At 66.7% G+C, this 17,422-nt stretch carries 18 protein-coding genes; 13 read left to right on the forward strand and 5 right to left on the reverse strand.

The genetic code is table 11. The annotated features are described in order from the left end of the window. Nucleotides 1-66: 66 nt before the first annotated feature. The 3 genes from HG421_RS20135 to HG421_RS20145 all read left to right on the forward strand — a co-directional run bounded on the left by HG421_RS20135 (nucleotide 67) and on the right by HG421_RS20145 (nucleotide 2,851). Complete coding sequence (locus HG421_RS20135; RefSeq protein WP_169707889.1) at nucleotides 67-810, forward strand: hypothetical protein; 744 nt, start codon at nucleotides 67-69, stop codon at nucleotides 808-810. Between the two features lie 98 nt (nucleotides 811-908). Further along, the gene (locus HG421_RS20140; RefSeq protein ID WP_169707890.1) at nucleotides 909-1,523 is read left to right on the forward strand and encodes a hypothetical protein; all 615 of its coding nucleotides are present in this window, start codon (nucleotides 909-911) and stop codon (nucleotides 1,521-1,523) included. 104 nt (nucleotides 1,524-1,627) lie between these two features. Next, nucleotides 1,628-2,851: an MFS transporter gene (locus HG421_RS20145; protein ID WP_169707891.1), complete on the forward strand. Its 1,224-nt coding sequence runs from the start codon at nucleotides 1,628-1,630 to the stop codon at nucleotides 2,849-2,851. A 39-nt stretch (nucleotides 2,852-2,890) separates the two neighbouring features. Here HG421_RS20145 and HG421_RS20150 read toward each other — a convergent pair whose 3' ends face one another. Further along, entirely contained in the window at nucleotides 2,891-3,367 is a 477-nt protein-coding gene (locus HG421_RS20150; RefSeq protein ID WP_169707892.1) for a tRNA (cytidine(34)-2'-O)-methyltransferase, read from the reverse strand. A 26-nt stretch (nucleotides 3,368-3,393) separates the two neighbouring features. Next, on the reverse strand, nucleotides 3,394-3,867 hold the full coding sequence (locus HG421_RS20155) for a hypothetical protein (protein ID WP_169707893.1): 474 nt from the start codon (nucleotides 3,865-3,867) through the stop codon (nucleotides 3,394-3,396). 383 nt (nucleotides 3,868-4,250) lie between these two features. Here HG421_RS20155 and HG421_RS20160 point away from each other — a divergent pair, with 383 nt between their 5' ends. From HG421_RS20160 to HG421_RS20175, 4 genes are all read left to right on the forward strand, one after another. Next, entirely contained in the window at nucleotides 4,251-4,571 is a 321-nt protein-coding gene (locus tag HG421_RS20160) for a DUF4156 domain-containing protein (RefSeq protein WP_169707894.1), read from the forward strand. A gap of 101 nt (nucleotides 4,572-4,672) precedes the next feature. Continuing rightward, complete coding sequence (locus HG421_RS20165; protein WP_104541163.1) at nucleotides 4,673-5,689, forward strand: 3-oxoacyl-ACP synthase III; 1,017 nt, start codon at nucleotides 4,673-4,675, stop codon at nucleotides 5,687-5,689. A gap of 83 nt (nucleotides 5,690-5,772) precedes the next feature. Further along, the gene (gene fic / locus HG421_RS20170; protein ID WP_169707895.1) at nucleotides 5,773-6,912 is read left to right on the forward strand and encodes a protein adenylyltransferase Fic; all 1,140 of its coding nucleotides are present in this window, start codon (nucleotides 5,773-5,775) and stop codon (nucleotides 6,910-6,912) included. Nucleotides 6,913-7,056: 144 nt separating this feature from the next. Then, entirely contained in the window at nucleotides 7,057-7,959 is a 903-nt protein-coding gene (locus HG421_RS20175) for an alpha/beta fold hydrolase (protein ID WP_169707896.1), read from the forward strand. 245 nt (nucleotides 7,960-8,204) lie between these two features. Here HG421_RS20175 and HG421_RS20180 read toward each other — a convergent pair whose 3' ends face one another. Then, on the reverse strand, nucleotides 8,205-8,588 hold the full coding sequence (locus tag HG421_RS20180; protein WP_169707897.1) for a YkgJ family cysteine cluster protein: 384 nt from the start codon (nucleotides 8,586-8,588) through the stop codon (nucleotides 8,205-8,207). A 306-nt stretch (nucleotides 8,589-8,894) separates the two neighbouring features. On the opposite strand from HG421_RS20180, the gene oleC reads away from it, so the two are divergent. The 3 genes from oleC (at nucleotide 8,895) to HG421_RS20195 (ending at nucleotide 11,880) form a co-directional block, all read left to right on the forward strand. Further along, nucleotides 8,895-10,547: an olefin beta-lactone synthetase gene (oleC, locus tag HG421_RS20185; protein WP_169707898.1), complete on the forward strand. Its 1,653-nt coding sequence runs from the start codon at nucleotides 8,895-8,897 to the stop codon at nucleotides 10,545-10,547. Between the two features lie 99 nt (nucleotides 10,548-10,646). Then, nucleotides 10,647-11,657: a 2-alkyl-3-oxoalkanoate reductase gene (oleD, locus tag HG421_RS20190; RefSeq protein WP_169707899.1), complete on the forward strand. Its 1,011-nt coding sequence runs from the start codon at nucleotides 10,647-10,649 to the stop codon at nucleotides 11,655-11,657. A 64-nt stretch (nucleotides 11,658-11,721) separates the two neighbouring features. Next, complete coding sequence (locus HG421_RS20195; RefSeq protein WP_003468167.1) at nucleotides 11,722-11,880, forward strand: DUF1328 domain-containing protein; 159 nt, start codon at nucleotides 11,722-11,724, stop codon at nucleotides 11,878-11,880. A 116-nt stretch (nucleotides 11,881-11,996) separates the two neighbouring features. On the opposite strand, the gene HG421_RS21575 is transcribed toward HG421_RS20195, so the two are convergent. Further along, nucleotides 11,997-12,218, reverse strand: coding sequence for a GNAT family N-acetyltransferase (locus HG421_RS21575; RefSeq protein WP_429001901.1), 222 nt, complete (start codon nucleotides 12,216-12,218; stop codon nucleotides 11,997-11,999). A 258-nt stretch (nucleotides 12,219-12,476) separates the two neighbouring features. Continuing rightward, nucleotides 12,477-13,583 (reverse strand): D-alanine--D-alanine ligase, encoded by a 1,107-nt coding sequence (gene ddlA / locus HG421_RS20205; RefSeq protein WP_169707900.1) that lies wholly within the window; start codon nucleotides 13,581-13,583, stop codon nucleotides 12,477-12,479. 328 nt (nucleotides 13,584-13,911) lie between these two features. Here ddlA and HG421_RS20210 point away from each other — a divergent pair, with 328 nt between their 5' ends. The 3 genes from HG421_RS20210 to HG421_RS20220 all read left to right on the forward strand — a co-directional run bounded on the left by HG421_RS20210 (nucleotide 13,912) and on the right by HG421_RS20220 (nucleotide 17,086). Continuing rightward, the gene (locus tag HG421_RS20210) at nucleotides 13,912-14,556 is read left to right on the forward strand and encodes a ubiquinone biosynthesis accessory factor UbiJ (protein WP_169707901.1); all 645 of its coding nucleotides are present in this window, start codon (nucleotides 13,912-13,914) and stop codon (nucleotides 14,554-14,556) included. Next, the gene (ubiB, locus tag HG421_RS20215; RefSeq protein ID WP_169707902.1) at nucleotides 14,553-16,226 is read left to right on the forward strand and encodes a ubiquinone biosynthesis regulatory protein kinase UbiB; all 1,674 of its coding nucleotides are present in this window, start codon (nucleotides 14,553-14,555) and stop codon (nucleotides 16,224-16,226) included. Before HG421_RS20210 ends, ubiB begins: the two co-directional genes overlap by 4 nt. An 89-nt stretch (nucleotides 16,227-16,315) precedes the next feature. Continuing rightward, nucleotides 16,316-17,086 (forward strand): pseudouridine synthase, encoded by a 771-nt coding sequence (locus HG421_RS20220; RefSeq protein ID WP_169707903.1) that lies wholly within the window; start codon nucleotides 16,316-16,318, stop codon nucleotides 17,084-17,086. Nucleotides 17,087-17,422 lie beyond the last annotated feature (336 nt).

A 17,422-nucleotide genomic window follows, 5' to 3' on the forward strand; every position in this document is an offset into this window, starting at 1 on the left:
CGGTTGGCACGATTGCTGCGTTGGTCTTGGCACGCGGCCCCTTTCCGCCGCGCTGGAGACATTCCCATGCTGCGTCAGACCGTTCTTGCAATCGCCCTGGCCTGCACCATCGGCGCCGCTGCCGCCCAGGTCGGCGCGCCGCCGCCGCCGCCGGCTCCCAATGGCCCGATCGGTGGCCCGCCGGCCCCGCCGACCCCTGTCGCTGCCACGCCGGTGCGCGTGAGCGGCAGCGTCGAGCGCTTCATGCTCAATCCCAACGGCGACGTCGACGGCCTATGGCTGCGCGACGGGACCCAGGTGGGCTTCCCGCCGCACCTGTCCACCGAGGTGAAGACTGCCGTGCGCGCCGGCGACAGCGTCGTCGTGCAGGGCTTCCGGCTGGGCAACTTGCCGGTGCTGCAGGCCAGCTCGATCCGCTCCAGCCGTAGCGGCCGCGAGGTGGTCGATCGCCAGCCTACGGTCGGCGCGCCGCCACCGCCGCCGCCGACTCCCGGCCAACTGACCCCGCTGCAGTCCGACGGCACCATCCAGCGCCTGGTGTACGGGCCTGCCGGCGAGGTCAATGGCGCGCTGGTCAGCGATGGCACCGTGGTCCGGATGCCGCCGCACCTGGCACTGCAGTTCACCGACCTGCTGCGCGTGGGTGCGCCGCTGAGCGCCAACGGTTTCGGCGTGGCCACCCCCCACGGCCGCGCGATCGAAGCCACCCAGTTGGGCCGTGACCGCGCCTCGCTGCGCGCGTTGTTCAGCGCGCCGCGTCCGGACGGTCCGCTGCCGCCTGGCGCTCCGCTGCCGCCTGCCGGTCGCTGAGCCGGCAGGGCCCTCGTTCGTTCGTCTATCCGCTGGCCACGCAGCCGCGCGGCCAGCGGCTCGACCGGTACTGCCGGTCACTTTCTTCGGAGTACTCCATGCATTGGGTCGATCCTGATTTCCTTCCTGAAACCCGCGGCACCCTGGCGCGTTTTCTGCTCAATCCCAAGGCCGATATCGATGGCCTGTTGCTAACCGACGGCACCGAAGTGCACACCCCGCCGCACCTGTCGGCGGCCCTGCTGAAGGCGCTCAAACCGGGCAGCGCGCTGTCCGTGCGTGGCCTCAAGCCGCGCGATGTCGACATGCTGGTGGCGCTGGCGATCGACCCGGAGGGCGGCAAGCGCATCGTCGATGAGGGCCCGCACGGGCCGCACGCCAAACCCAAGCCCAAGCCGCCGGCCGGCAAGCCGCCCAAGCCGCAGCTCACCCAGCACGCCGGCACCATCGCGCGGCTGCTGCACGGCCCGCACGGCCAGGTACATGGCGTGTTGCTCGATGACGAGGTGACGGTGCGGTTTCCGCCGCATGCTGGCGCGCAGTTCGCCAGGCAATTGGTGGTCGGCAAGCCATTGGTTGCCGAGGGCGATACGAGGGCAACCCCGCACGGCCTGCTGATCCATGCCCATGCCTTGGGCGGCAAGGCGGCGACGTTGAAGCACATCGCGCATCCGCCGCACGGCCCTGGACACAAACCCAAGCCCAAGCATTAGGAGCCGGACATGCAGCCACCGTGCGCGGTTGAGATGGTTGCGCTCCGGTCTGTCACGCACGCCGGCCTGTGTGCCGGCGCTGCATCGCATGGCGGAGCACTGCCATGCCGATGACCCAGGCCAGGCCGCGTGGTACGCGCGCACTGGAAGCGCTGCATTTCAGCGTGGCCGATGTGCAGGACGGGCTTGGGCCGTTTCTCGGCGTGTTTCTGCAGTCCAAGGGATGGTCGGTGGCGGCGATCGGCACGGTGATGAGCGTGGGCGGCATCGCCGGCATGCTCGCCACCACGCCGGCCGGCGCGCTGGTCGATGCCACCCGGCGCAAGCGCGCAGTGGTGGTGGTCGGCTGTCTGGCGATCCTGCTGGCCACCGCGTTGATCTGGCTGCGGCCCACCTCATCTGCTGTGGTCGCCGCGCAGATCGCCTCGGCGCTTGCGGCGGCCGGCGTCGGCCCGGCATTGACCGGGATCACCTTGGGATTGGTGCACGCGCGCGGGTTCGACCATCAGCTGGCACGCAACCAGGTCGCCAACCATACCGGCAACATGCTGGCCGCGGTGCTGGCCGGCTGGTTGGGATGGCGCTACGGATTTGGCGCGATCTTCGCGCTCACCGCGGTGTTCGGCGTGTTGGCGCTGGCGGCCGTGCTGTCGATTCCGGCAGCCGCCATCGACCATCGCGCTGCACGCGGCCTGGGTCATGCCGACGGCGCGGACGCACTGAGCGCCTGGCGGGTCTTGCTGACCTGCCGCCCGTTGGTGCTGCTGGCCGTCACGCTGGGGCTGTTCCATCTGGGCAACGCCGCGATGCTGCCGCTGTACGGCATGGCGATCGTGGCGGCGCACGCCGGCGACCCGAGCGCGCTGACCGCCACCACGATCGTGGTGGCGCAGGCCACGATGGTGGTGGTGGCCTTGCTGGCGATGCGCTGGATCCGGGTGCACGGGCATTGGTGGGTGTTGTTGGTCGCCTTCATGGCCTTGCCGCTGCGCGCGCTGGTGGCCGCCTCGGTGATCCATGGCTGGGGCGTGTTTCCGGTACAGGTGCTCGATGGCCTGGGCGCCGGGCTGCAAAGCGTGGTGGTGCCAGCCCTGGTGGCGCGTCTGCTGCAAGGCACCGGACGGGTCAATGTCGGCCAGGGCGCGGTGATGACGGTGCAGGGGATTGGCGCGGCGCTGAGCCCGGCGTTCGGTGGCTGGCTGGCACATGCCTTCGGGTATCGCATCGCGTTCCTGACCCTGGGCGCGATCGCGTTGCTGGCGGTGGCGCTATGGGGCGGCTGCCGCGGTATGTTGCAGGCGGCCAGCGCGGTGCAGACCACGTCGTGATCGGCACGCAGTCGTTTTGTTGGCTGCTCTTGATCGCGGTTACCGACCGCCGGCAAAGTTCCACTGCCGCCAGGCTTCGAACACCATCACCGCCACGGTGTTGGAGAGGTTCAAGCTGCGGTTGTCCGGGCGCATCGGCAGGCGTAGCCGGTGCTGCGGCGGGATCGACTCCAGCACCTCGGCCGGCAGGCCGCGGGTTTCCGGACCGAACAGGAACGCATCGCCATCGGCGAACTCTGGTGTGTCGTAGCGCACCGTGCTGCGGGTGCTCAGTGCAAACACGCGCTTGGGCGCGATTGCGGCCAGTGCGCCGGGTAGATCGGCATGCACCTTGAGCGGCGCGTATTCGTGGTAGTCCAGGCCGGCGCGCTTGAGCTGCTTGTCGCTGAGGTCGAAGCCAAGCGGCTCGATCAAGTGCAGGCGCGCGCCGGTATTGGCGCACAAGCGGATCACATTGCCCGTGTTGGGCGGAATTTCCGGTTGAAACAGGATGACATCGAGGACGGGTGCTGGCATGCGCGCAAGTGTAGCTGCGCGCGTGCTCAGAGGTTGATGGCGGCGCTGACCAGTGCTTCCAGTTCGGCCGGCGACGGCTGCAGCTGCGGCACCGGCAGGTTGACGATGACCTGGCCCATCAGCGCACCGATCGCGGCCGCTGCCTGACCGGAGGCGGCCTGGGCGGTCGCTGCCGTGCTGCGCACGACCAGCTCGGCGCGCTGTTCGGCCGACGGGCGCACCTGCACCGCAGCGAGGGTGACGACACGCGGCCCGGCCTGTTCGGCTGCCAGGGCGGCCAGTTGTTCGGCCGACGGGCGTACCTGCACGGCGGACAGGGTGCGGATGTCGCTGTTGCGTTCCAGCGTCTGCTGGGCGATCTGGTCGGCCGACGGGCGCACCTGCACGGTGTCCAGCGTGGTCAGGCTGGCAGCCTGGGCGAAACCGGCGAAGGTGGTGCCGGCCAGCAGAGCGGCGGAGAGGGCGGCGGAGAGGGCGATGCGCAGGGTCTGGGTGTTCATGGCAAGGTCTCTTGGTGTGGGTGATCAGTGGTGTGGTAGCAATGTAGTACACCAGTTTGGTAAGCGCAAGAACTTTCGCGTTTGCTTTTTATTTGTTCAGCAAAAATTCATTTCATAAACCGATTCGGGCATCGCCCCAGAACAACAGCAAACAGCGTGCCATTCACATGTTTTTGTTATTAAAGGATTTTTGAAAAAAGACGGCGTCCGTGTCCGGACACCCGGACGCTGCATGGAGCAGCGGACAGCGCAAGGCTGGAGGCGCGCGACGCAGGTCGCCGCGTTCGAGGGCGCTGAATGCGGTGTATGGCCTGCGCCCGGCACGCGTTTCGTAGCCGGGCAACTGCGGCACAATCCGGCTTTGCCCTCAGGTGTGACGACTTATGCGCGTGTTGATGCTGTCTGTTCTGGTTGCCACCACCGCCGCGGCATGCACCTGGGTGCCGATCGAGCAGAGCGGCAAAGGCGTGCAGGTGCTGCCCGCAGGCCCGGTGCCGGCAGGCTGCCAGCAGCAGGGCGAGGTAGTGGTGTCGGTCAAGAGCAAGGTCGGCTTCTACAACCGCAACCCGCTGCGCGTGCAGGAAGAACTGGAAACGCTAGCGCGCAACGAGGCCCCGGGCGCCAACGCCAATGCCGTGCAGGCGCAGGGCCAGCCGGCCGAGGGCAGCCAGCGTTTCAGCGCGTTCCGTTGCCCGCCGCGCTGAACCGTTGGGCTGGGGCGCAGTCCGTTGAAATGTAAAGATGCGGTAAAACCGGCCAGCGGCTAGACTAACGCCCCCTCGCCTGACGCCATGGCGCTACTTCGATGCTCTTCCAGAATGTCTCCATCGCGGGACTGGCGCATATTGATGCGCCGCACACGCTGACTTCCAAGGAAATCAACGAGCGCCTGCAACCGACCTACGACCGCCTCGGGATCAAGACCGACGTGTTGGGCGACGTTGCCGGCATCCATGCACGGCGGCTGTGGGACCAGGATGTCCAGGCATCCGACGCCGCCACCCAGGCCGCGCGCAAGGCGCTGGTCGATGCCGGCATCGGCATCGAGAAGATCGGCCTGCTGGTCAACACCTCGGTGAGCCGCGACTACCTGGAGCCGTCCACGGCGTCCATCGTGTCCGGCAACCTGGGCGTGGGCGACCACTGCATGACGTTCGATGTCGCCAACGCCTGCCTGGCCTTCATCAATGGCATGGACATCGCCGCGCGCATGCTCGAGCGTGGCGAAATCGACTACGCCCTGGTCGTCGACGGCGAGACCGCGAACCTGGTCTATGAAAAGACCCTGGAGCGCATGACCTCCCCGGATGTCACCGAAGAGGAATTCCGCAACGAACTGGCCGCATTGACCCTGGGCTGCGGCGCCGCTGCCATGGTGATGGCGCGCTCGGAGCTGGTGCCGGACGCACCGCGCTACAAGGGCGGCGTGACCCGCTCGGCCACCGAGTGGAACAAGCTGTGCCGGGGCAACCTGGACCGCATGGTCACCGACACCCGCCTGCTGCTGATCGAAGGCATCAAGCTGGCGCAGAAGACCTTCCTGGCCGCCAAGCAGGTGCTGGGCTGGGCAGTGGACGAAGTGGACCAGTTCGTGATCCACCAGGTCAGCCGCCCGCACACCGCCTCGTTCGTGAAGTCGTTCGGTATCGACCCGGCCAAGGTCATGACCATCTTCGGCGAGCACGGCAACATCGGTCCGGCCTCGGTGCCGATCGTGTTGAGCAAGCTCAAGGAACTGGGCCGCCTGAAGAAGGGCGACCGTATCGCCCTGATGGGGATTGGTTCTGGCCTGAACTGCTCGATGGCGGAAGTGGTTTGGTGAATGCTGTAGGGACGTGTTAAAAAAAATGGATTTTTAGTACACGTTTCCGCATCATGTTCGTTCTCGCAACATGAGCAGGTGACATGGACGACACATCCGCTTTCGATCCGACCAAGCCCCACAATGCGCTTCCGCCGCTGCCGCCGGCGGGAGACATCGAAACCCGCAGCCTGCTCAAGGCCTGCATCGTTGCCCGTACCGCCCTGGCCGAGTTGAAGCAGGCCACGGCGTTGTTGCCTAACCCGGCGGTGTTGATCAACACGATTCCGGTCCTGGAAGCGCAAGCCAGTTCGGAGATCGAAAACATCGTCACGACCACTGACGAATTATTTCGGTACGCAGACGATCAGGAGCGCGCCCAAAATCCCGCGACCAAAGAAGCGCTGCGTTACCGCAGTGCGCTGTACGAAGGATTTCAATCGCTTCAGCAGCGGCCGCTGTGTACCGACACTGCAGTAGTGGTGTGCAGCCGTATCAAGGCGGTGCAAATGCAGATTCGTCGGGTACCGGGTACTGCGCTGGCCAACGACCAGATTCAGCAGATCATCTATACCCCGCCGGTGGGCGAAACGCTGCTGCGCGACAAACTCGCGAACTGGGAGCGCTTCATCCACGACCACACCGAGGTTGATCCCCTGATCCGGATGGCAGTGGCGCATTACCAATTCGAAGCAATCCATCCATTTACCGATGGCAACGGTCGCACCGGGCGGGTATTGAATCTGCTGATGCTGATCGAACAGGGGTTGCTCGATGTTCCGGTGCTGTATCTGTCGCGCTACATCATCCGCCACCGCAGCGATTATTACCGCCTCCTGCTGGACGTGACGCGGCACGGGCACTGGGCCGAGTGGATCCATTACATGCTTGCTGCCGTCGCGGAGACCGCTGCCTGGACAACCGCAAAAATTCAGGCGATCCGCGGCCTGGAGGCGCAGGCGCGCGATCACGTTCGCCTTCTTGCACCCAGGGCATATAGCCGCGAGCTTGTCGATGTGATTTTCAATCAACCGTATTGCCGCATTCAAAACGTGGTGGATGCGCTCAGCGTGACGCGCCAGACCGCCGCGCGTCATCTCAAGGAGTTGGTGGAGATCGGCGTGCTCAAGGAGCAGCGCTTGGGCAAGGAGAAGCTATTCCTGCATCCGGCCTTCCTGCAATTACTCTCTGCTGACGGTCATCAACTGCCGCCTTACCGTGCACGTCCGCAAGAAGCACCATGATTTTTACGATTCCTGCAAATGTGTGCCGAGCGCTGCCGTTTGATGTGGCGGGGTACGCGATTGATGCAGGATTTCTTATCCGCATCGTCCAGGCCAATGCCTGCGCGATCTAGCTCTTCTCGAAACAAACCGGATCCTTTTGGCATGAACTACCCCGGCTATCCCTTCATTCCCAAGCGCCTTGAGGTGCGTCCCGGCATTGCGATGTCGTATCTGGACGAAGGCCCGCGCGATGGCGAGGTAGTGGTGATGCTGCACGGCAACCCGTCGTGGAGCTATCTGTGGCGGCATCTGGTGAGCGGCTTGTCCGATCGCTACCGCTGCATCGTGCCCGACCATATCGGCATGGGCCTGTCCGACAAGCCCGACGATGCGCCCGACGCGCAGCCGCGCTACGACTACACCCTGCAGTCGCGCGTGGACGACCTGGACACGCTGCTGCGGCACCTGGGCATCGCCGGGCCGATCACGCTGGCAGTGCACGACTGGGGCGGCATGATCGGGTTCGGCTGGGCGCTGTCGCACCATGCGCAGGTCAAACGGCTGGTGATCACCAATACCGCGGCCTTCCCGCTGCCGCCGGAAAAGCCGATGCCCTGGCAGATCGCGATGGGACGCCATTGGCGGCCGGGCGAATGGTTCATCCGCACCTTCAACGCGTTTTCGTCCGGCGCATCCTGGTTCGGCGTATCGCGGCGGATGCCGGCCGCCGTGCGCCGCGCCTATGTGGCGCCGTACAACACTTGGCGCAACCGCATCTCCACCATCCGCTTCATGCAGGACATTCCACTGTCGCCGGCCGACAAGGGCTGGTCGTTGCTGGAGCGCTCGGCGCAGGCACTACCATCGTTCGCCGATCGCCCAGCCTTTATCGCCTGGGGTCTGCGCGACATCTGCTTCGACAAGCACTTTCTGGCGGGGTTTCGCCGCGCACTGCCGAACGCAGAAGTGACCGCATTCGACGATGCCAATCACTACGTGCTGGAAGACAAGCATGAGGTACTGGTGCCGGCGATTCGTACGTTCCTGGAGCGCAATCCGCTCTAGCGCGGCAGTACACCGCATGCCGTGTGCGTCGAGGGTGCGACGAACCGTTGCTTGCGACGCCACCACTGGCCACGCCGTGCGTTACTCGGCGTGGCCCCGGTCCGTCCATGAGCTGGATGGCCGCATCGCCGCCGGGCGCAGCGCCGTACCGCATTGCCAAGCAGCCAAGGCGCGCCGCCGTGGCAATGCCTGCAGGGCGCCGGTCTTACCGCTGAGCGAGCGTGTGCACGCGCCGCGCTTAAACCTTACGGCGTCGGCAACGGATTGCGTTGTGCGTCGTCCACACCGACCCAGTCGGCTTCGGTCAACGCTTGCAGGCCATGCGCCAGGCGCGATTTGTCGCACTGCACGCTGCGTTGGCCAAATTCCAGCGAGGCGGGCACCGCTGCGCAGGAGGACGGGCGGCGGTCGTGGATGCTGCAGCGGCTGTAGCGGCCGATGTCGGCATCCAATGCGATACACCTTGGCTGGGATTGCGAGGTCCCCCGCATCACCCGTTCGTGGGTGCGCAGCGCTTCGGTCAACTCGATCGGTACCCTGCCGCCCAGGGCGGGCTCGGCTTCGCTCCAGTGGAAACTGACGCGGAAATAGGCGCAGCAGGCGCCGCAGGTAAGGCAGGGGTGTGCCATGGCATGCCGGGCCTTGCGCGGCAAAACAGCGTGGAGAGCGCGGCATTTTGACCGAAACACGGCACGAAACAAGGGGTGGACGAGGCTGACCGGTGAGTGATTCAGATGTGCTGTGCATCGCACGGACTGGCCACGGCCAGCGGGTGAGGTCAGGCAGTGCATGCGGTGCGTGCACGCGCCGATAGCGGGTGCAGCGTCAAGGCGATATGGACCTGGGCGGCTTGCGCGATCGCCTTGCATTCTCGCAATTGCTGCAAGCAGCCGGCAAGCGGCCGGTGCCATTGGCGCATGGGTGATAATGCGCAGATGACGACTCTCTGCAATATCGCCGCCACCTTGCCGCAGCTGGCGCGCGAGCGCCCCGACCAGATCGCCATCCGTTGCCCGGGGCGCCGCGGCGCAAATGGGTTTGCGGCCTATGACGTGACCCTGAGCTATGCCGAACTGGACGCGCGCAGCGATGCGATTGCGGCCGGCCTGGCGCTGCACGGTATCGGCCGTGGTGCGCGTGCGGTGGTGATGGTGCGGCCGTCGCCGGAATTCTTCCTGCTGATGTTCGCGTTGTTCAAGGCCGGTGCGGTGCCGGTGCTGGTAGACCCGGGCATCGACAAGCGCGCGCTCAAACAGTGTCTGGACGAAGCGCAGCCGCAGGCGTTTATCGGCATTCCGCTCGCGCAACTGGCACGCCGGTTGCTGCGCTGGGCGCGCTCTGCCGGGCAGATCGTCACCGTTGGCGGGCGCTACGGCTGGGGTGGGGTGACGCTGGCGCGCGCCGAGCGCGATGGTGCTGGCGCCGGCAGCCAGTTGGCCGAGACCGCACCGGACGATGTCGCGGCGATCCTGTTCACCAGCGGCTCCACCGGCGTGCCCAAGGGCGTGGTCTACCGGCACCGGCATTTCGTTGGGCAGATCGAATTGCTGCGCAATGCCTTCGGGATGCAGCCCGGCGGCGTGGACCTGCCCACGTTCCCACCGTTTGCCTTGTTCGATCCGGCACTGGGGCTGACCTCGGTGATCCCGGACATGGATCCGACCCGTCCGGCCACGGCCGATCCGCGCAAGCTGCACGATGCATTCAATCGCTTCGGCGTGACGCAGTTGTTCGGCTCGCCGGCGTTGATGCGCGTGCTGGCCGACCATGGGCAGCCGCTGCCCAACGTGCGCCTGGCCACCTCGGCCGGTGCGCCGGTGCCGCCGGATGTGGTGGCCAAGATCCGCGCGCTGCTGCCGGCCGATGCGCAGTTCTGGACCCCGTACGGCGCCACCGAGTGCCTGCCGGTGGCGGCGATCGAAGGCCGCACCCTGGAAGCGACGCGCGCTGCCACCGAAACCGGTGCCGGCACCTGCGTGGGTCATGTCGTGCCGCCCAACCAGGTGCGCATCATTGCGATCGACGATGCGGCCATTGCCGACTGGAGCGGCGTGCGCGAGCTGGCGACGGGCGAGGTCGGCGAGATCACCGTTGCCGGCCCCACCACCACCGACACCTATTTCAACCGCGATGCGGCCACGCGCATCGCCAAGATTCGAGAGCGCCGTAGCGATGGCAGCGAGCGCATCGTGCACCGCATGGGCGATGTGGGTTACTTCGATGCCGAAGGGCGCCTGTGGTTTTGCGGGCGCAAGACCCATCGCGTGGAAACGGCCAGCGGTCCGTTGTACACAGAGCAGGTGGAGCCGGTGTTCAACGTGCATCCGCAGGTGCGCCGCACGGCGTTGGTCGGTGTGGGCGCACCTGGGCAACAGCAGCCGGTGCTGTGCGTGGAGTTGCAGCAGGGCGTGTCGGCATCGGCCTTTGCGGACGTGCAAACCGCATTGCGTGCGCTGGGCGCGTCGCATTCGCATACTTGCGGCATCGCGCGTTTCCTGCGCCATCCGGGCTTTCCGGTCGACATTCGCCACAATGCCAAGATCGGCCGCGAGACGTTGGCAGTGTGGGTGGCACAACAACGTGGATAACGGTCTGCAGCAAATCAATCAGGTGCGTGTCGAACGGTCATTCGCCAATGCGATGGCGCCCGGCTATGGTGTGCTCCCTCGAATCAACGGTGCGGTGCAATGAAGGTATTGGTAACCGGCGGTGGCGGCTTCCTGGGCCAGGCGTTGTGCCGTGGCCTGCGCGCGCGCGGGCATGAGGTGGTGAGCTTCCAGCGCGGCGATTACCCGGTGCTGCAGACGTTGGGCGTGGGCCAGATCCGTGGCGACCTGGCCGACCCGCAGGCGGTGCAGCATGCCTTCAGCGGGATCGATGCGGTGTTTCACAATGCGGCCAAGGCCGGTGCCTGGGGCAGCTATGACAGCTACCACCAGGCCAACGTGGTGGGCACGCAGAACGTGCTCGATGCCTGCCGCGCCAATGGTGTGCCGCGGCTGATCTATACCTCCACGCCCAGCGTCACCCATCGCGCCACCAACCCGGTGGAGGGGCTGGGTGCCGACGAAGTGCCGTATGGACAAGACCTGCGCGCCGCGTACGCCGCCACCAAGGCGATCGCCGAGCGTGCGGTGCTGGCGGCCAACGATGCGCAGCTGGCGACGGTGGCGTTGCGCCCGCGGCTGATCTGGGGGCCAGGCGACAATCATCTGCTTCCGCGTCTGGCCGCGCGCGCACGTGCCGGGCGGTTACGCATGGTGGGTGATGGCAGCAACCTGGTGGACAGCACCTACATCGACAACGCGGCGCAGGCGCATTTCGATGCGTTCGAGCATCTGGCGCCGGGCGCTGCCTGCGCCGGCAAGGCGTACTTCATTTCCAACGGCGAGCCGCTGCCGATGCGCGAGTTGCTCAACCGCCTGCTGGCTGCCGTGGACGCACCGGCGGTGACGCGTTCGTTGTCATTCAAGACCGCGTACCGCATCGGTGCCGTGTGCGAAACGCTGTGGCCAATGTTGCGTCTGCCAGGCGAAGTGCCGCTGACGCGGTTTTTGGTAGAACAGTTGTGCACGCCGCATTGGTACAGCATGGAACCTGCGCGCCGCGACTTCGGCTATGTGCCGCGGATCAGCATCGAAGAAGGGCTCAACCGGCTGCGATCCTCATCTTCCAACGACATTGCCATCACCCGATAAAGACCGGCACATCCACAAGATACGTCTGCGCCGATTCGGCACGACAACTTCTGGAACCATTGCCATGCTGCATTACGCCATCATCTTCTTCGTCATCGCCATCATTGCCGCTGTGCTGGGCTTCAGCGGTATCGCCGGTGCGGCGACCAACATCGCCTGGATCCTGTTCGTGGTGTTCCTGATCCTGGCTGTGATCTCGATGTTCCGTCGCGGCAAGGTATAACGCCTCACGCACGATACGTCCCGGCAGCGGCGCTGCCGGTCGGCGCGCAGATGGCCCGCTTCCGCAAGGAGGCGGGCCATCTGCGTTATGGCGCTTTGCGCGGCACCAAATGCGCGCTACAGGCGTTTTTCCAGATAGACCACGTGCTTACCGCCAGCCAGTGATGCTTCGCCGATAGGAGCAAATCCCAGCTGCCGATGGAAGGCGAGCGAAGCTGGATTGGGCGGCACGCGATGTACCTCGCAGACCACGCGCGGTTGCGCTGCTGCATGCGCGGTGCGGATGAGGTCGTTGTGCAACCGCGTCGCCAGGCCGCGCCGCTGCGCATGTGCAGCCACCACGATCCGGGTCGATTTACACGAAGCGTGCAAAACGTTCGGCCAGCCAGGCGAAATGGCATTGGCATAGGCCGCATCCTGATCCAGTGCGATCAGCCTGCCGCCGGCCGCGCCTGCGCAACGCGCATGCCAGCCCATCTGCAGTAACGCGGCCGGCCGGTCGGCATCCAGCAGCGATCACGCCGTGGCGTGCATCGTGGTGAGCGCCAGCAGGCCCGCGTGGTCGTGCGGGCAGAGTGCGCGAAGCGGCGGCTGCACTCAGCGCGTCGTGTCCACTGCGCTGCGTAGCAATTGATCGTCGCCATGTCGCTCCAGCGCCAGCTCGATCAACCGGGTGATCAGGCTCCGGTAGTCCAGCCCGCTTGCCTCCCACAGCTTCGGATACATGCTGATGCGGGTGAAGCCGGGCAAGGTGTTGACCTCGTTGATCACGATGCGCCCGTCTGCACACAGGAACACGTCCACCCGCGCCATGCCGGCGCAGTTCAGTGCCTGATACGCCTGCACAGCGATCTGCTGGATGCGGTGCTGGGTGGGCGCATCGATGTCGGCCGGAATCACCAGATCGGCGCCGTGCGCGCTGATGTATTTGGTCTGGTACGAATAGAACGCATCGTGCACCACCACCTCGCCGCACACGCTTGCCTGCGCGACGGCATTGCCGAGCACGGCGCATTCGATCTCGCGGCCGACCACGGCCGCTTCCACCAGCACCTTGTGGTCGTAGGACAGTGCCAGCGCCACTGCCGCGGCAAACGCGTCTGCGCTGCGCACCTGGCTGACCCCGACCGACGAGCCCTGGTTGGCCGGTTTGACGAACAGCGGCAATCCCAACTGTGCGATCAGCGCCTGCGCATCGGCATGCTTGGCGGAGTGGCGGGTGAGGCAGACACCTGGCGCCACCGCCAGCCCGGCCTCGCGCAGCACGCGCTTGGCCATGTCCTTGTCCATCGCCACCGCCGAACCGAGCACGCCGGAGCCGACGAAGGGCAGGTTGGCCATGCGCAGCAATCCCTGCAGCGAGCCGTCTTCGCCCAGGGTGCCGTGCACGATCGGAAACACCACATCGATCTGTGCCAGTGCCTGTTCGGGATCCACCGGACGCAGCTGCGCAGTGTCGGCGCCCGGCAGCACGGCCACCGCGCGTCCACTGCGGTGCAGCGCGATCTTGCCCGGGTCGTCTGCATCGAGCAGAAAGCCGTCCGGCGCGCTCAGATGCCACTGGCCCTGCTTGTCGATGCCGATCAGCACCGGGTCGAAGCGCTGCGGGTCCAGCGCCTGCAGGATGTTGCGCGCCGATTGCAGCGAGACCTCGTGCTCGGCCGATTTGCCGCCGAAGATGAGACCGATCCGGATCTTGCGCATTGCCTGTTCCTGCCAACCGTTCGAGAAAGGCGCCAGCATGCCCGTGACCGGCCGGCCGAAGGAAGTCGGCAGATCGTGCAGCCAGCAATTCCACACGGACGCTGCACTCCTCGCCGCAGGGCGCGATGGCCGCCCGTACAGCGCAGCGAGCGCAGCCTCTCCACGCGCCACCGCACAGCGCCGGCCGGCTGGGGCCTCCAGGCAACGCCGCTGCATCGATCGCGCCACTCCCAAACAAGCGCCTGTCGTGGCCACCGCGGCAGCCTTCGGTGCGCAGCGCCCACCATCGTCAGCCAGCTGCGACATGCGGGGGCGGTAGAATGCGCCCATGCCCGGATCACTCTTCGACTCACTCAAGCCGCTCGCCGGCCAGGCCCTGCAGGCCGCGCTCAACCGCGCGCTGGCGCTGGACCCGGACACCCGCGACGCCCTGCTGCCCCTGGAAGGCCAGCGCATCGCGCTGACCCTGGACGCGCCGGCCCTGGCCCTGCAGATCCGCGTGCACGAACGCCGGCTGCTGGTGGGGCCGGTGGACCCGGCGCAGGAACCGGACCTGGCGGTGCGCAGCAGCCTGGCCGGCCTGCTCGGGCAACTGCCGCTGCTGGCCAATGCGCGCCGCAGCGGTGCGCCGGCGGGGCGGCTCAAGGTGTCCGGCGACGCCGAACTGGCGCGCCAGCTGCAGCAGCTGGCCGGCCGCTTCGATCCGGATTGGCAGCTGCCGTTCGTGGCGGTGTTCGGGCAGATCCTGGGCGTGCAGATCGCCGGTGCGGTCCGCACGGCGCTGCAGCAGGCGCGCCGCAGCGCATCGGATCTGGCGCATAGCGCGGCCGAATTCGTCACCGAAGAATCGCGCGATGTGGTGCCACGTGCCGAGCTGGAAGCCTTCCACGATGACGTGGACGAGCTGCGCGACGCTGTCGAACGCCTGGCTGCACGCGTCACCCGCCTGCGCGCCGCCGGAGGCGCGGCATGAAGGCGATCCTGCGGGCCAGCCGCATCGGCCGGGTGATCCTGCGCTACCGGTTGGATGCCTTGCTCGAAGGCACCCCGGCCGAGCGCTGGCTGCGCCTGGCCAAACCGTTCGTGCCGCGTGCCAGCGCCGAAATCGCCGTGCAATCGCGCGGTGCGCGGCTGCGCTTGGCCTTGCAGGAGCTTGGCCCGATCTTCGTCAAGTTCGGGCAGATCCTGTCGACCCGGCGCGATCTGATTCCGGCCGACGTGGCCGAAGAACTCACCTTGCTGCAGGACCGGGTCAAGCCGTTCGATGGCGAGGCCGCGCGCCTGATCGTCGAAGCCGCACTCGGCCTGCCGGTCAGCGTGGCGTTCGCCAGCTTCGATACCGTGCCGCTGGCATCTGCCTCCATCGCGCAGGTGCATGCGGCCACGTTGCCGCCCGATGCCAACGGCGTGCGCCGCGAAGTGGTGGTCAAGGTGCTGCGCCCGGATATCGAGCGCCAGATCGATGCCGATATCGCGTTGCTGCACTCGCTGGCCACGCTGGTCGAACGCACTCACCCACGCGCCGAGAAGATCCGTCCGCGCGAAGTGGTGGCCGAGATCGAAGCCACCCTGGCCGCCGAACTGGACCTGCAGCGCGAAGGCGCCAACGCCAGCGTGCTGCGCCGGTTCTGGGAAGGCTCGGACGATCTGTACGTGCCGGACGTGATCTGGTCGCACACCGCCGAGCGTGCGCTCACGCTGGAGCGCGTGTACGGCATTCCCTCCGACGACATCGCCAAGCTCGATGCCGCCGGCATCGATCGCAAGGCGCTCGCGGCCAAGGGCGTACGGGTGTTCTACACCCAGGTGTTCCGCGACAACTTCTTCCACGCCGATGCGCACGCCGGCAACATCTGGGTCGATTCGGACCCGCAGCGCCGCCTCAATCCGCGCTTCATCGCGCTGGATTTCGGCATCATGGGCCAGCTCTCGCAGGAAGATCAGTATTACCTGGCCGAGAACTTCATGGCGATCTTCCACAAGGATTACCGCCGCATGGCCGAGCTGCACGTGGAGGCGGGCTGGATGCCCTCGAACGTGCGTATCGACGAGCTGGAAGCGGCCGCGCGCTCGGTATGCGAGCCGTACTTTACCCGTCCGTTGTCGGAAATCTCGCTGGCGCAGGTGTTGATCAAGCTGTTCCGCGTGGCGCAGCGCTATGAACTGACCCTGCAGCCGCAGCTGATCCTGCTGCAGAAGACCCTGCTCAACATCGAAGGCGTAGGCCGTCAGCTGGACCCCAAGCTGGATATCTGGGCGGTGGCGCGCCCGGTGCTCGAACGCATCCTGCGCGAGCGCTACAGCCCGCGCCGTGCGTTGCGCGAGCTGGGCAAGCGGCTGCCGGAGATCATGACCCATGCGCCGGACATGCCACGCCTGGTGCACAGCTGGTTGAAGCAGCAGGTGGAAGGCCGCCATCAGCTGGAGATCCGCTCCACCGAGCTGCGTGCGCTGGAACTGAGCCTGCGCAAGCTGCAGACCCGCGTGGTCACCGCCATCACCGGCAGCGGGCTGCTGGTGGTCGCCGCGGTGCTGTATGGCCTGCATCCGGATGGCTGGTACCTGGGTACCGTGCCGGTATGGAGCTGGATCAGCGGGGGCGCCGGCACCGCTGCGCTGCTGGTGGCCTGGCTGCGTCGCTAGGCGGTGGGTTGCCTACGCCGCGCACGCCCATGGGGTGTGCGGCGCCAGTGCGCTGCAGATAGCGGCATGGGCAGGGCAGTGCTGACGAAGTGGCACGCGCTGCCAGCGACGCGGATAATCCGCCGGTGAGCACATCCCCCAAGCATCTGCAGATTCTCTACCAGGACGAGGTCCTGGCCGTCGTCGACAAACCCGCGGGCCTGATGGTCCACGACAGCAAGCTGGCGCGCGGGGAAGACGACTTCCTGGCCGACCGCCTGCGCGAACAGCTGGGCAGGCCGATCTTCCTGGTGCACCGGCTCGACCGTGCCACCAGCGGCTGCCTGCTGCTGGCCTTCGACCGCGACAGCGCCAGTGCGCTGGGCAAGGCGCTGATGGCCGGCGAGGTGGACAAGCACTACCTGACGGTGTGCCGCGGCTGGCCGGCCGAGGAGCAGTTCGTCGTCGACCACGACCTGGACGGTGGCCCCGGCAAACCGGTGAAAAAGCCGGCAGTGACGCACTTCCAGCGCCTGGCCACCGGCGAGCTGGACATCCCGTCCACCGGCTTTGCCACCTCCCGTTATGCGTTGCTGCGCTGCCAGCCGCAGACCGGCCGCTTCCGTCAGATCCGCCGTCACATGAAGCACCTGTCGCATCACATGATCGGCGACACCAGCCATGGCGATGGCCGCCACAACCGCAGCTTCCGCATGCTCGGCATCCACCGCATGCTGCTGCATGCCGAACGCCTGGAATTTCCGCATCCGGCCGACGGCAGGCGCATCAGCGTCACCGCACCGCTGGATGTGGAATTCGCCAAGGCCTGCGCGTTGTTCGGCTGGGACATGGCGGGGTTGGGAGTCATGCAGCCTGCGTGATGTGGCATGCCCGGCTCGGAGATCGAGACGTCCACTCAGTTCGCTGGACATCCGCGCAAGCCTCCCTCACCCCAACCCCTCTCCCGCGGGCGGGCGAGGGGCTCAAGCGCGCAGGCGGGCGAGGGAGGCTCAGGCGCGTAGCCGGGCGAGGGGCTCAAGCGCGCAGCGGGCGAGGGAGGTTCAGGCGCGCAGCCGCGGGCGAGGGGCTCAAGCGCGCAGCCGGGCGAGGGGCTCAAGCGCGACGTCCATGCTCGCCTCCCGCGTGTTGCTTCCTTCCCCCGCCTGCGGGGGAAGGTGCCCGAAGGGCGGATGGGGGGCGTGCTTGCTCGCGACGGG

The organism is Xanthomonas campestris pv. badrii (assembly GCF_012848175.1).
Taxonomy (GTDB): Bacteria; Pseudomonadota; Gammaproteobacteria; order Xanthomonadales; family Xanthomonadaceae; genus Xanthomonas; species Xanthomonas campestris_C.

What these genes read in the sequence shown, in the direction of transcription:
- HG421_RS20135 (WP_169707889.1), top strand. Translation starts at nt 67, where the DNA reads ATGCTGCGTCAGACCGTTCTTGCAATCGCCCTGGCCTGCACCATCGGC.
- HG421_RS20140 (WP_169707890.1), top strand. Translation starts at nt 909, where the DNA reads ATGCATTGGGTCGATCCTGATTTCCTTCCTGAAACCCGCGGCACCCTG.
- HG421_RS20145 (WP_169707891.1), top strand. Translation starts at nt 1,628, where the DNA reads ATGCCGATGACCCAGGCCAGGCCGCGTGGTACGCGCGCACTGGAAGCG.
- HG421_RS20150 (WP_169707892.1), bottom strand. Translation starts at nt 3,367, where the DNA reads ATGCCAGCACCCGTCCTCGATGTCATCCTGTTTCAACCGGAAATTCCG.
- HG421_RS20155 (WP_169707893.1), bottom strand. Translation starts at nt 3,867, where the DNA reads ATGAACACCCAGACCCTGCGCATCGCCCTCTCCGCCGCCCTCTCCGCC.
- HG421_RS20160 (WP_169707894.1), top strand. Translation starts at nt 4,251, where the DNA reads ATGCGCGTGTTGATGCTGTCTGTTCTGGTTGCCACCACCGCCGCGGCA.
- HG421_RS20165 (WP_104541163.1), top strand. Translation starts at nt 4,673, where the DNA reads ATGCTCTTCCAGAATGTCTCCATCGCGGGACTGGCGCATATTGATGCG.
- fic (WP_169707895.1), top strand. Translation starts at nt 5,773, where the DNA reads ATGGACGACACATCCGCTTTCGATCCGACCAAGCCCCACAATGCGCTT.
- HG421_RS20175 (WP_169707896.1), top strand. Translation starts at nt 7,057, where the DNA reads ATGAACTACCCCGGCTATCCCTTCATTCCCAAGCGCCTTGAGGTGCGT.
- HG421_RS20180 (WP_169707897.1), bottom strand. Translation starts at nt 8,588, where the DNA reads ATGGCACACCCCTGCCTTACCTGCGGCGCCTGCTGCGCCTATTTCCGC.
- oleC (WP_169707898.1), top strand. Translation starts at nt 8,895, where the DNA reads ATGACGACTCTCTGCAATATCGCCGCCACCTTGCCGCAGCTGGCGCGC.
- oleD (WP_169707899.1), top strand. Translation starts at nt 10,647, where the DNA reads ATGAAGGTATTGGTAACCGGCGGTGGCGGCTTCCTGGGCCAGGCGTTG.
- HG421_RS20195 (WP_003468167.1), top strand. Translation starts at nt 11,722, where the DNA reads ATGCTGCATTACGCCATCATCTTCTTCGTCATCGCCATCATTGCCGCT.
- ddlA (WP_169707900.1), bottom strand. Translation starts at nt 13,583, where the DNA reads ATGCGCAAGATCCGGATCGGTCTCATCTTCGGCGGCAAATCGGCCGAG.
- HG421_RS20210 (WP_169707901.1), top strand. Translation starts at nt 13,912, where the DNA reads ATGCCCGGATCACTCTTCGACTCACTCAAGCCGCTCGCCGGCCAGGCC.
- ubiB (WP_169707902.1), top strand. Translation starts at nt 14,553, where the DNA reads ATGAAGGCGATCCTGCGGGCCAGCCGCATCGGCCGGGTGATCCTGCGC.